This is a genomic window from Winogradskyella sp., from assembly GCF_028289625.1.
Taxonomy (GTDB): domain Bacteria; phylum Bacteroidota; class Bacteroidia; order Flavobacteriales; family Flavobacteriaceae; genus Winogradskyella.
Map to the genome: position 1 here is coordinate 12031 of NZ_JANQOM010000015.1, position 13031 is coordinate 25061.

9 protein-coding genes are annotated in these 13031 nt (G+C 37.0%); all 9 read left to right on the forward strand.

Going from position 1 to position 13031, the window contains the following annotated elements; translation table 11 throughout:
- Nucleotides 1–12 precede the first annotated feature (12 nt).
- Nucleotides 13–3456 (forward strand): hypothetical protein, encoded by a 3444-nt coding sequence (locus tag Q0992_RS03480; protein WP_299520424.1) that lies wholly within the window; start codon nt 13–15, stop codon nt 3454–3456.
- Nucleotides 3457–3467: 11 nt separating this feature from the next.
- A complete protein-coding gene (locus Q0992_RS03485) occupies nt 3468–4757 on the forward strand; it encodes a glycosyl hydrolase family 17 protein (protein ID WP_299520426.1) in 1290 nt (429 codons plus the stop codon).
- 81 nt (nt 4758–4838) lie between these two features.
- Entirely contained in the window at nt 4839–6083 is a 1245-nt protein-coding gene (locus tag Q0992_RS03490) for a glycosyl hydrolase family 17 (protein WP_299520568.1), read from the forward strand.
- Between the two features lie 11 nt (nt 6084–6094).
- Nucleotides 6095–7588 carry a glycoside hydrolase family 30 protein gene (locus Q0992_RS03495; protein ID WP_299520428.1) on the forward strand — a complete coding sequence of 498 codons (1494 nt, stop codon included), beginning with the start codon at nt 6095–6097 and terminating at the stop codon, nt 7586–7588.
- 11 nt (nt 7589–7599) lie between these two features.
- On the forward strand, nt 7600–9030 hold the full coding sequence (locus Q0992_RS03500) for an MFS transporter (RefSeq protein ID WP_299520430.1): 1431 nt from the start codon (nt 7600–7602) through the stop codon (nt 9028–9030).
- Nucleotides 9031–9064: 34 nt separating this feature from the next.
- Complete coding sequence (locus Q0992_RS03505; protein WP_299520432.1) at nt 9065–9703, forward strand: hypothetical protein; 639 nt, start codon at nt 9065–9067, stop codon at nt 9701–9703.
- A gap of 30 nt (nt 9704–9733) precedes the next feature.
- Complete coding sequence (locus Q0992_RS03510) at nt 9734–11155, forward strand: MFS transporter (RefSeq protein WP_299520434.1); 1422 nt, start codon at nt 9734–9736, stop codon at nt 11153–11155.
- Nucleotides 11156–11159: 4 nt separating this feature from the next.
- Complete coding sequence (locus Q0992_RS03515; protein ID WP_299520436.1) at nt 11160–12077, forward strand: glycosyl hydrolase family 17 protein; 918 nt, start codon at nt 11160–11162, stop codon at nt 12075–12077.
- A gap of 18 nt (nt 12078–12095) precedes the next feature.
- A complete protein-coding gene (locus Q0992_RS03520) occupies nt 12096–12986 on the forward strand; it encodes a glycosyl hydrolase family 17 protein (protein ID WP_299520438.1) in 891 nt (296 codons plus the stop codon).
- Nucleotides 12987–13031 lie beyond the last annotated feature (45 nt).

Below are 13031 nucleotides of genomic sequence, written 5' to 3' on the forward strand. Positions count from 1 at the left end.
ATGAGCCTAAATATGACCAATAACAGTCTAGACACATCTATAGTTTTAAAAAAGGTTATATTAAATAATCAACCTTATTTTAAAATCACCAATCACGACAAAATGCGCCCATTTTTTATGAGCATTGTAAGTGATTCTAACCACTGGATGTTTATATCGAGTAATGGTGGCTTAACAGCAGGCCGCAGAAATTCTGAATATGCATTATTTCCTTATTATTCTGATGATAAAATAACAGAGTCCTCAGAATTAACAGGTGCAAAATCTATTTTCCAGATTAATAAGAATGGTGAAAGATTTATTTGGGAGCCATTTTCAATCAGATTTCAAGATAATTATAATATTAAACGCAACCTTTATAAAAGTGTTTATGGCAATGCTATAATTTTTGAAGAAGAAAATCTAGATTTAGATGTCATATTTAGATACGAATGGTGCTCAAGTAATAGGTTTGGTTTTGTTAAAAAGTCAAAGCTTATTAATAATTCTGCCTTACCTATTTCTGTGAATGTTTTAGATGGTATTCAAAACGTCTTGCCTTACGGAGTAAGTAGTGCACTGCAAAATGCGAGTAGCAACTTGGTCGATGCCTACAAGCGTACCGAATTAGTAGAACAAACAGGTATTGGAGTATTTGCACTAAGTGCTATCATTGTTGATAAAGCTGAACCTAGTGAAGCACTAAAAGCAAATATTGCATGGTCTTTAGGCCTAGAGAATGTACGTTATCTGTTATCTTCACTTCAACTAGATAACTTCAGGAATTTTGAAGACATCCATCAGGAAACCGATGTAAAAGCTGAGAAAGGGGGCTATTTTATAAACTCTCAAGTTCAATTAGAAACTAAAGCATCAAAAGACTGGATGATTGTCGCCAATGTAAACCAAGACCACTCGGCAATTATTGAGATTTCAAAACAAATAAGTGAAGATAAACAGTTGTCGAGCAGAATTGAAGAGAATATCAATTTAGGTACCAAAAGGCTTATTAAATTGAATGCTTCTTCAGACGGTTTACAGTTAACGTCAGATAACTTTAGGGATACAAGACATTTTTCGAATACACTTTTCAACATCATGAGAGGTGGTATTTTTGATGATGGCTATACCATTGAAAAATGGGATTTCAAAAACTATTTGTCCAAAGCCAATAAAAAAGTATCTAGAAAGTTAGAAGCTGTTGTTAAGGCTATGCCAGATACATTTTCGGTAACTTATCTAAAGGATATTGCTTATAAATCTGATGATAAAAACTTTAGACGTTTATGTTTAGAGTATATGCCATTGAAGTTTAGTCGTCGACATGGCGATCCTAGTCGACCTTGGAATAAGTTCTCAATAAATACAAGAAGCGAAATAGATGGCACGAAGATTTTAGACTATGAAGGTAACTGGCGCGATATATTCCAGAATTGGGAAGCTTTAGCGCATTCGTATCCTGAATTTGTAGAAAGCATGATCCATAAATTCTTGAATGCAACAACTTTTGATGGTTATAACCCTTATAGAATTACAAAAGATGGTTTCGATTGGGAAATAATAGAGCCAGACGACCCATGGTCTTACATCGGGTATTGGGGAGATCATCAAATTATATACTTACTGAAGTTTTTAGAATTTATCGAGGGTCATAATCCAGGACAATTAGAAAGCTTCTTCGACAAGGATTTATTTGTATATGCCAACGTACCTTATAAAATAAAGCCGTATGCAGACTTACTTCGAAATCCAAAAGACACGATTGAGTTCGACGAAGATTTAGATCAAAGAATTCGCCAAGATCGACTAGAGTTGGGTGCGGATGGAGCTTTGTTACGAGATGAAAACCGACTAATAGTTAAGGTGAATTTCGTTGAAAAAATCCTTGCAACAACTTTAGCCAAACTATCCAATTTTATTCCAGAAGGTGGTATTTGGATGAACACACAACGCCCAGAATGGAATGATGCCAACAACGCCTTGGTGGGTAATGGTGTGTCTATGGTCACCTTGTATTATTTAAGACGCTTCTTAAAATTCTTTGACACGGTGTTTTCTAATCTTACCACAGAGTCTGTTGAGCTATCCAATGAATTACTCTCATTCTATAATTCAGTATCAGAAACCTTCAAAAACCACCAGTATATATTAGCTGGTGAAATTAATGATACCGACCGTAAAAAAGTTTTGGATGAATTAGGAGAAGCAGGAAGTCAATATAGAGAACAAATCTATCATAAAGCATTCTCTGGACACAAGTCGAGTGTAGAAGTGAGTTCAATAAAAGAGTTTATTAAGGTAGGTCTTGAATATCTAGAACATTCGATTAAAGCCAATAAACGTTCAGATGATCTATACCATGCGTATAATATTATGACTGTAAATGCCGACGATAGTGTTTCAATTTCATACTTAGATGAGATGCTGGAGGGGCAAGTGGCTGCACTGAGTTCAGGATTCTTATCATCTCGCGAGAATTTGGCAGTATTAGACGGTCTTAAACACAGCTCGCTTTTTAGAGACGACCAGTATAGTTACATCTTGTATCCATTTAAAAACCTGAAAGGGTTTATGGATAGAAATACCGTACCTACAACTGCGGTAGAAAGTTCCAAGTTGCTAACCACATTGGTGGCAGATGGCAACCTTAGAATCATTGAAAAAGATATTAATGGTGAATATCACTTTAATGGCAACTTCAAAAATGCCAATGACCTCAAAGAAGCTCTTGATGCTTTAGCAGGAACAGATTATGGAAGTCTTGCGGCAAATGATGAATCTAAAGTGCTTCAAATTTTTGAAGACTTATTCAACCATAAAGCATTCACGGGGCGCTCAGGGACATTCTACGGTTACGAAGGATTAGGGTCTATTTATTGGCATATGGTTTCTAAGCTACTCCTGGCCGTAATGGAATGTTGTCAAAAAGCTATTGAAGACAACGAAAGTGATGAAGTTGTTGGTAGGCTTTTAGAGCACTATTATGAAATTAATGAAGGTATCGGAGTCCACAAATCGCCAGAGTTGTATGGCGCATTTCCGACGGACCCCTATTCGCATACTCCAGCAGGGAAAGGTGCTCAGCAACCTGGTATGACTGGGCAAGTAAAGGAAGATATCTTAAGCCGATTTGGTGAGTTAGGTGTTTTCGTCAAGGATGGTCACCTTGTGTTTAATCCTTGTATGCTGCGTAAAGATGAATTTGTGTCAGCAGACCAAACATTTAATTATATCTCTGCAGATGGTGAGGAATCCACACTGACTATTGTAAATGGACAATTAGTATTTACCTATTGCCAAGTACCGATTGTATATGCCATTGCCAATGAATATAAAACAGTAGTAACCTATAATGATGGAACAGAAGCCTCTTTAGATGGACTTGGTCTGGATGAAAGTACAAGTGCTGAAGTGTTCAGCCGATCCGGAAGTATCAAAGCGGTTACAATTCATATTAAAGAAGAATACCTAAAATAAAATTAATGGTCATGAAAAAAGGAGTTGTTATGATTTTTGTTTTATCTCTGGTATTCATGATGTCTTGCAGTGAAAAGAAAAAAGACGAAAAGTCTTCAACCCAAATTAAGAAAGAAGTGACAGCGAAAGAAATATTAGGGAATCCAGAATATTTGGCGATATCCTATGGAGGTTATCGAGAGCGATCAAGAGACAGCCAACCTACTATTCCGGAGTTAAAGGAAGATTTAAGAATCTTGTCAGCAATGGGTGTTAAATTGCTCAGAACGTACAACGTTCAGCCTAAGTTACCACATGCATCCAACGTTTTAAAAGCCATTAGCGAATTAAAGGCTGAAGATGAGAATTTCGAAATGTACGTGATGCTTGGGGCTTGGATCGATTGTTTAAACGCTTGGACAGATAAAGAACCAGATCACAGCGTGGAAAGCCCAAATAATGCTGGTGAGATTGAAAGAGCAGCGATATTGGCTAATACTTATCCCGATATCGTAAAGATTATAGCCGTAGGAAATGAAGCCATGGTAAAATGGGCAACCTCATACTATGTACAACCAGAAGTAATTTTAAAATGGGTGAACCATTTGCAGGAAATGAAGAAAGAAGGCAAGTTACCAAAAGATTTATGGATTACAAGTTCTGATGATTTTTCATCTTGGGGTGGCGGCTCTGATGAATACCATGTTGAGGATTTGGAGAACTTGGTAAAAGCAGTAGATTTTATCTCTATGCACACCTATCCTTATCATAATTCACATTACAATCCAGCGTTTTGGGGTGTGCCAACTGCGCATAAAAGCATGCCAGATTCTACAAAAATTGAGATGGCTATGGAGCGTGCGTTAAAGTTTGCACAGAAACAATACGATAGTGTTACCAACTATATGAAGAGTTTGGGTGTAAATAAACCTATTCACATTGGTGAAACCGGTTGGGCAACTATTTCTAACGGACAGTATGGAAATAACGGTTCTCGAGCTACAGATGAATATAAGCAAGGATTGTACTATAAATCCATGAGACGCTGGACGAATGGATCTGGTATCTCTTGTTTTTATTTTGAAGCGTTTAACGAGAAATGGAAGGATGCCCATAATGCTAAAGGATCAGAAAATCACTTTGGATTATTTACAATTGATGCTAAAGCTAAATACCCTATTTGGGATTTGGTAGACCAAGGCATTTTTGAAGGGCTAACAAGAGGAGGTAAGACCATAACTAAAACTTATAATGGTGATAAAGCATTGCTATTAGAAGACGTACTGGTCCCACCTTCAGAAGAAGAAATAATGGCAAGATAAGATTGTAAAGAAGAAAAAATTAATAAAGACTGTAAAATGAAATTGAGTAAATATATATGGGCCATAGCGTTTATTTCAATGATGATATGGTCTTGTAAAGAAACCCCAAAATTGAAAGAACAAGAACAAGCTGAAACGATGTTGACAGCAAAAGATATTTTAGGTAATCCTGAATATCTTGCCATGTCTTATGGAGGCTATAGAAATGTTGACCATGACATTGAACCTACCATTGAAGAATTAAAGGAAGACATGAAACTTCTGGCTGCTATGGGAGTCGGAATCATTCGAACTTACAAAGTGTTCCTACCACATGCTTCAAATGTATTAAAAGCGATTTCAGAACTAAAAAAAGAAGACCCAAATTTTGAAATGTATGTGATGCTTGGGGCCTGGATCAATTGCAAGAATGCATTTACGGACCAAGTTGACCATAGTCAAGAAAGTGAGGAAAATGCCGCTGAGATCGATAAAGCAGTGGCTCTGGCTAAGCAATATCCAGATATCGTAAAAGTGATTGCCGTTGGTAATGAAGCCATGGTTAAATGGCAAGCTTTATACTATGTGCAACCAGGTGTGATTTTAAAATGGGTTGACCATCTTCAAAAGCTTAAAACTGATGGCGAATTGCCTAAAGATTTATGGATTACTAGTTCCGATAACTTTGCCTCTTGGGGTGGCGGTGGCGAAGAGTACCATGTTGAGGATTTAAATCGTCTTATAAAGGCAGTAGACTTTATTTCCATGCATACCTACCCAATGCACGATACGCACTACAATCCAGGGTTTTGGTATGTGCCTGATGATGAGGTGGGGCTTTCAGATATGGAAAAGATTGAATCGGCAATGATTCGCTCCTTAGAATATTCTAAAGGTCAATATCAAAGTGTTTCGGATTACGTAAAAGGCATCGGTGCAGATAAGCCAATTCATATTGGAGAAACAGGTTGGGCAACCGTATCTAATAGTTTTTATGGACCCAATGGTTCAAGGGCTACTGATGAATTTAAAGAAGCCAGATTCCATGAGTTGATACGAAATTACACCAATAAAAATAAAATCGCTTGCTTTTATTTCGAAGGATTTGATGAGCCTTGGAAAGATGCAACAAACCCAGAAGGTTCAGAAAATCATTTTGGATTGTTCACAGTTGAAGGCAAAGCCAAATATGCACTTTGGGATATGGTCGATAAAGGTGTGTTTAACGGATTAACAAGAAATGGAAATCCAATTAGCAAAACTTACAATGGCGATAAAGAAGCGTTAATGAAGGATGTCTTAGTGCCACCAACAGAGGAAGAAGTTTTAGCTCATCATTCAAATTAACAAATGTAAACATGAAATCAATTAACCATTATTCGATTCTTTTTTTAATTCTGATGCTTATGAGTTGTGCTGAAAAACAAGAACAGTTGAACTTGGAAGTGTATGAAACTTCCGAAAGTGGAAATCAACTAACACAGCTTACGGAATTTGAATTGACCGATAGTGTATCTCAAATTACCTTAAATCCAGAAAAGAAATACCAGACCATTACTGGTTTTGGCGGAGCGTTTACAGAGTCGTCAGCCTACTTGTTGAATAAGCTCAGCAAAGAGAATAGAGCAAAAATTATTGAAGCTTATTTTGGAGAATCGGGAGCAAAATATTCCTTAACTAGAACCCATATGAATTCTTGCGATTTTTCACTCAGCAACTATTCATACACACCAGTTGAAGGCGATAAAGAATTAAAACATTTCTCTATTGAAGAAGATAAAGCAGATTTAATCCCTTTTATAAAAGATGCTATGAAAGCCTCTAAAGAAGGATTTAAAATATTTGGCTCTCCTTGGACAGCGGCACCTTGGATGAAAGATAACAACAGTTATGTTGGTGGCAAATTACTGCCAGAGTATTACGATACTTGGGCTTTGTTTTTTTCAAAATATGCTGATGCGTATCAAGAAGAGGGTATTGATATTTGGGGCTTTACCGTTGAAAATGAACCTTTAGGTAACGGCAATAATTGGGAGAGTATGCATTTCACACCAGATGAGATGACCTATTTCGTTCAAAATTATTTGGGCCCTAAGTTAGAAGCAGATGGCAAAGGCAATTTAAAGATTTTAGGATACGATCAAAATAGAGAACATTTAAAGGAATGGGTAGATTCTCAATATAAAAATGAAGAGACCTCAAAATATTTTGATGGAACAGCTATTCATTGGTATGCAAGTACATTTCATTACTTCCCCGAAGAATTACAATATGCGCATAACAAGGCGCCAGATAAATATTTAATTCAGTCAGAAGCTTGTGTTGATGCTGAAGTGCCAGTATGGAAAGACGATGCTTGGTATTGGAAGAAAGAGGCTACGGATTGGGGCTGGGATTGGGCACCAGAAAAAGATAAACATCTACACCCTAAATATTCGCCTGTTAATAGGTACGCAAGAGATATTATTGGTTGTTTGAATAATTGGGTCGATGGATGGGTTGATTGGAATATGGTTCTTGATACCAAAGGTGGACCTAACTGGTTTAAAAATTGGTGTATTGCACCAGTCATTGTTGATACAGATAAGGATGAGGTCTATTTTACACCACTCTATTATACAATGACACATTTTAGCAAGTACATACGTCCTGATGCTGAAATTATAGATGTTGAAAAAACAGATGATGATTTAATGGTTGCCGCAGCCAAAAATACAGACGGTTCAATTGCTGTAGTAGTTTTTAATGAAGGTAAGGAACCGAAAAGTTTCAGCTTAGGACTTAATAATGCAAGCAAACAAATAGGAATTAGCCCACAAGCTATTCAAACCATCATAATACCAACTAACTAAAAATCAATATTATGTCAAATCAGAAAACAGCCGCAAAAGATAGAGTGCCTTTAGGTCAGAAGGCTGCTTTCGGTGCAGGTCATTTAGTATTAAACTTATTACCTGGAGCATTGGGAGTTTTTATGTTTTTCTTATTAACGGTCTTTGGAATGGATCCCCTTCAGGCCGGAATTTTAGGGGGACTACCAAGGATTTTTGATGCCATAACCGATCCGGTAATGGGGTTTATATCAGATAATACAAGTTCAAAGTACGGCAGACGTAGGCCTTATATTTTTGTGGGTGCCATATTAAGCGCCATATTTTTTGTTCTGCTTTGGCAAATGGATGAAAATGCCACGGCTACTTTCAATTTTTGGTACTTTTTAATTATGTCCCTTGTTTTTTTAATTGGAAATACCATGTTTGCGACACCATTGGTGGGCCTTGGTTTTGAAATGACAACGGATTATAACGAAAGAACACGTTTAATGGCCTTCTCTCAAACGGTTGGTTTAGTAGCTTGGGTCATTGTACCGTGGTTTTGGCCAATGATACCAAATGAAAACCTTTTTGAAAGTCAAGCAATTGGTATTAGAACCTTAGCTTTATATGTTGGTGCAGGTTGTTTGTTTTTAGGAATTTTGCCTGCCATTTTTTGTAGGGGTATTGATGCCGGAAATATGGAAGACAGAAAGAAACTCACACTTAAAACCATATTTAGTAATCTAAAAGACTTGGTGGCTAGTATTGGAGAGGCTATAAAAAACAAGCCATTTATGAAATTGTGCGGTGCAACATTTTTAGTCTTTAATGGGTTTCAAATCGTCGCCTCATTTAGTTTTTTTATCATTGTATTTTATTTGTTTAATGGGGATTACGGTGCCACAGGGACCTGGCCAGCATGGTTTAGTTCAGTAAGTGCTTTAGTGTCTGCAATCGTTGTTATTCCGATTGTTTCTGCTATGGCCAGTAAATGGGGTAAGAAAAATGCATTTATTATATCAACAGCACTCTCCATTATTGGTTATGTGCTAAAATGGTGGACGTTTACCCCAGATAATCCGTGGTTAATGTTTATTCCAATTCCATTGATATCATTTGGTTTGGGTAGTTTGTTTACGCTAATGATGAGTATGACTGCAGATGTCTGTGACTTGGATGAATTGGTAAATGGTATGCCACGTAAAGAGGGCACCTTTGGTGCTTTGTATTGGTGGGTTGTGAAACTTGGACAAGGTTTGGCATTGGTATTTGGAGGTCTGGTATTGCAACTCATTGGTTTTGACGGAGGTCTGGCTACACAATCCGAAGAAACTTTAGTGAATCTTAGAATTGCCGATATTGTGTTTCCAGTAGTTACTGCAGCACTTGCTATTTGGGTTATGTGGAAATATAGTCTTTCTGAAGAAAGAGCTAAAGAGATTAAAGCTCAACTAGAAGAGCGAAGAGGAGTTTTATAAATATTAAGCTTATTTTCAAACTAAATCAAGAAAAATGTCAACAAAAATAATAATCGTATTAGTAGGGCTAGCACTTGCACTGATAGCAGTAATAGGTAGTATTGTTAAAGGGAGTTCAGGCAAAAGACTTCTCAACACCAAAATTGCAGTTTTTTTCGCAATTATTGGCGTCTTAATGATGACGTATGGTAGTTATTCATCCGAATTAGTTGGTGTTAATAACCAATTAGAACAAGTCTCGATTGGGAATAAACTAAAGGTTGAAGGGCCAGTAACCGATATAAAAGTGGTATCACCTATAGATCAAGATTCTGTGGATTGCCGTATCCTGACTATGGGAGTTTATCCAGAAGGACATGCTAAGGATATATGGGTAATGATTAGACCAACTGATGATAGATATTATCCCCAATCCGATCATACAAATACATCATACAAAAGAGATGGTGAGTGGCAGGTGGTCACACGTTTTGGAGGTGATTTGGGAGAAGCTTATGACTTAATTATTTACGAAGCAGATGCCGAATCATCGTCATTTTTTAGCGCAACCATTGAAAAATGGAAAGCAGCTGATGATTATCCAGGTTTAAAATTTGAAGAAATACCATCAGGCGCCAAAGAAGTAGATCGTCTTAAGATTTATACACGAAAAAACTGTAGAGGAGTATTTTAATTCTTGAATATTAGTCGTTCAATGTTCAAAATGAAAAAAAATAAAGTTGCGTTTGGTCAAAAGGTGGCCTTTGGTGTAGGCATGTTTGCCAATCAGATGTTTCCGGCTACAATGGCAATATTTTTTGTCGTTTTGGTTGAAGACCTGGGCCTCTCACTTACCATGTGGGCCATATTATATTTTTTGCCTCGCACTTTTGATGCCATTACGGATCCTTTGATGGGATTTATATCTGATAATACCAAATCAAAATGGGGTAGACGAAGACAGTATGTCTTGCTAGGTGCCCTTATTATGGGTGTTTCATTTGTAATAATGTGGCAGTTATATAAGAATAATTCCTTAGATTATAATTTTTGGTATTTTCTACTTTGGTCAATTGTCTTTTACTTAGGATTAACCATTTTTAGTGTGCCTTACGTGGCTATGGGTTATGAAATGAGTGATGATTTTCACGAGCGTACCCATATCATGGCAGTAGCTCAGTTTATTGGGCAATGGGCATGGGTAATTGCACCATGGTTTTGGGTTATTATGTATGATCAAGATTGGTTTTCTTCAGGTGAAGTTGCTACAAGAAACCTTGCGGTCTGGGTTGGTATAGGTTGTATGCTATGCGCCATGGTTCCCGCAATTTTTATTAAAAGTAAATCAACACTAAATGAAACTAGTTATGCTGATATAACCATCAAATCATTGGGAAGTAGCCTAAAACATATTTTTAAGAGTTTTAAAGAAGCATTTAAATCTAAACCATTCAAAAAGTTATGTTTAGCGACCTTTTTGATATTTAACTCTTTCAATACTATTGCCGGGTTCTCATTTTTCATAATTGTATATTACATGTTTGGTGGTAACGCAGGAGATGCAGGGATTTGGCCTACGTTACATGGTTGTGTAGGTGCGCTTTTAACCACGTTCATGGTTATTCCAATTATTACCTGGCTATCAAAACAAATAGGTAAAAAGAAAGCATTTTTAGTATCGCAATCTATATCACTTATTGGATACATTCTATTCTGGTTTTTATTCATTCCAGGTAAGCCCTATATGTTTCTGTTTGCCTTGCCTTTTTTCTCCTTTGGAATAGGTGGTCTATTTACACTTATGATGTCAATGACTGCAGATGTTATTGATTTAGATGAGCTTGAAACAGGCAAGCGTCGCGAAGGTATATATGGTGCAATTTATTGGTGGATGGTGAAGTTTGGATTTGCTATTGCAGGCTTATTAACAGCCTTACTTATGAAATCCGTCGGGTTCGATAATGACTTGGATGTTCAGCCAGAAGGTGCAATAACAGGATTACGATTAATATATTCTGGTCTTCCAATTTTAGGAACCTTAACGGCAATCGCAATCATGTGGAACTATAATGTTTCTGAAGAACGCGCCAATGAGGTGCGTTTAGAGTTAAAAGAAAGAAAAACGAAAATAAATATATTAAATTAAAGGTATGTCATTTAGAGAAGGACACTATTTTAAAAAGAGCGGTTATAGCCAAAAAACAATTCCAGGTTTAGACCTGTCAAAATATTCATTAGAAGAATTAAAAGCACTTTGGAGAAAGACCTTAGAAGAAGGTATGCATGGTATTTGCTTTAGTATGTATGAAGATGGTCAGAGACCAGGAGATACTATTACAGAACAACAAGTAAACCGAAGAGTAGGGATATTGAAACCTTATGCTAAGTGGATTCGTTCGTTTTCTTGTATTGAGGGTAATGAACACGTAGCACGGATGTCTAAAAAACATGGTGTGAAAACGCTTGTTGGTGCATGGCTAGGTGATGATAAAGATGATAACGAACAAGAAATAGAGGGCTTAATTCAACTTGCGAAAGAAGGTTGTGTAGACGTTGCAGCAGTTGGTAATGAAGTGCTATACCGAAATGATTTAACCTTAGAAGAGCTCGTAGGTTATATAAATCGTGTCAAAGAAGCACTTGCAGGAATGAATATTCCTGTTGGTTATGTGGATGCCTATTATGAGTTTTCTCGTCATCCAATACTAGTGGAAAGTACAGATGTCGTTTTGGCTAATTTATACCCTTACTGGGAAGGTTGTCCAATAGAGTATGCATTAGGTCATATGCAGGCTATGTATGGTCAAGTTGTAGATGCGGCCCAAGGCAAACCAATTATAATAACTGAAACCGGATGGCCGAGTCAAGGAGGAGGTTTAAGAGGTGCCATTGCGAGTGAGGAAGCCGCCATGAAGTATTTTATCGATGCCATGCGTTGGACTAAAGAAAACGATATTCCTATCTTTTATTTTTCATCCTTCGATGAGTCTTGGAAAGTTGGTCCAGAAGGTGAAGTAGGTGCATATTGGGGACTTTGGGATAAACATGAGCATCTAAAGTACAGTTAAAAATCAACTATAATAGTAATGTCTTTAAGGAAAGAAAAATTTTTTGCGCTTGCATCCATAGACTACGAAGGTAAGTCTATCAATGACTTGAGGAAAATGTTTAGAAAATCCTTAAAAGCAGGTGTGCATGGTTTATGTGCAAGCCCTTATGAAGAAGGACAAGAACCTGGTGACCAACTTTCGGAAGAACAGATTCGTCGTCGATTAAAAAAGATGAAACCGTACACAAAATGGATTCGTTCGTTTTCGTGTACCGATGGTAATGAGTTGATTCCAAAAATTGCCAGAGAAATGGGGATAAAAACGCTTACAGGTGCTTGGTTAGGTGATAATCCTGAAATCAATGAGCGTGAGTTAGAAAGCTTAATAAGTTTGTGCCATGAAGGTCTGGTTGACGTCGCTGCAGTTGGTAACGAAGTGATGTATAGAGGTGACTTAACCGAAGAAGAACTTTTAGATAAAATCCATTATGTTAAAGCATCGACTAAAGATTTAGATATACCTGTTGGTTATGTCGATGCCTATTACGAATTTCAGGAGCGCCCTTCAATAACTGATGCATGCGATATTATCCTTGCCAATTGTTATCCATTTTGGGAAGGCTGCGATTTAGATTATTCGTTGCTGTACATGAAAGACATGTACCATAAAGCCCTTCGTGCGGGAAATGGAAAAAGAGTAATAATCACAGAAACAGGCTGGCCAAGTGAAGGCACTAATTTGCAAGGTGCGTTTCCATCGGAAGCTAATGCCATAAAATACTTCCTTAATACACAAAAATGGGCACAAGAAGAGGAAATAGATATCTTCTATTTTTCTGCCTTTGATGAATCATGGAAAGTTGGTGGTGAAGGAGATGTTGGTGCTTTTTGGGGTATTTGGGATAAAAATGAAAAACTTAAATATTAAGTTGTATATATTTTAACATTCTACAGTATTTCTGCGAGTTCATAT

Excerpts from the sequence above, each read along its gene's own strand:
- Q0992_RS03480 (WP_299520424.1), top strand. The coding sequence starts at position 13 with ATGACCAATAACAGTCTAGACACATCTATAGTTTTAAAAAAGGTTATA.
- Q0992_RS03485 (WP_299520426.1), top strand. The coding sequence starts at position 3,468 with ATGAAAAAAGGAGTTGTTATGATTTTTGTTTTATCTCTGGTATTCATG.
- Q0992_RS03490 (WP_299520568.1), top strand. The coding sequence starts at position 4,839 with ATGATATGGTCTTGTAAAGAAACCCCAAAATTGAAAGAACAAGAACAA.
- Q0992_RS03495 (WP_299520428.1), top strand. The coding sequence starts at position 6,095 with ATGAAATCAATTAACCATTATTCGATTCTTTTTTTAATTCTGATGCTT.
- Q0992_RS03500 (WP_299520430.1), top strand. The coding sequence starts at position 7,600 with ATGTCAAATCAGAAAACAGCCGCAAAAGATAGAGTGCCTTTAGGTCAG.
- Q0992_RS03505 (WP_299520432.1), top strand. The coding sequence starts at position 9,065 with ATGTCAACAAAAATAATAATCGTATTAGTAGGGCTAGCACTTGCACTG.
- Q0992_RS03510 (WP_299520434.1), top strand. The coding sequence starts at position 9,734 with ATGAAAAAAAATAAAGTTGCGTTTGGTCAAAAGGTGGCCTTTGGTGTA.
- Q0992_RS03515 (WP_299520436.1), top strand. The coding sequence starts at position 11,160 with ATGTCATTTAGAGAAGGACACTATTTTAAAAAGAGCGGTTATAGCCAA.
- Q0992_RS03520 (WP_299520438.1), top strand. The coding sequence starts at position 12,096 with ATGTCTTTAAGGAAAGAAAAATTTTTTGCGCTTGCATCCATAGACTAC.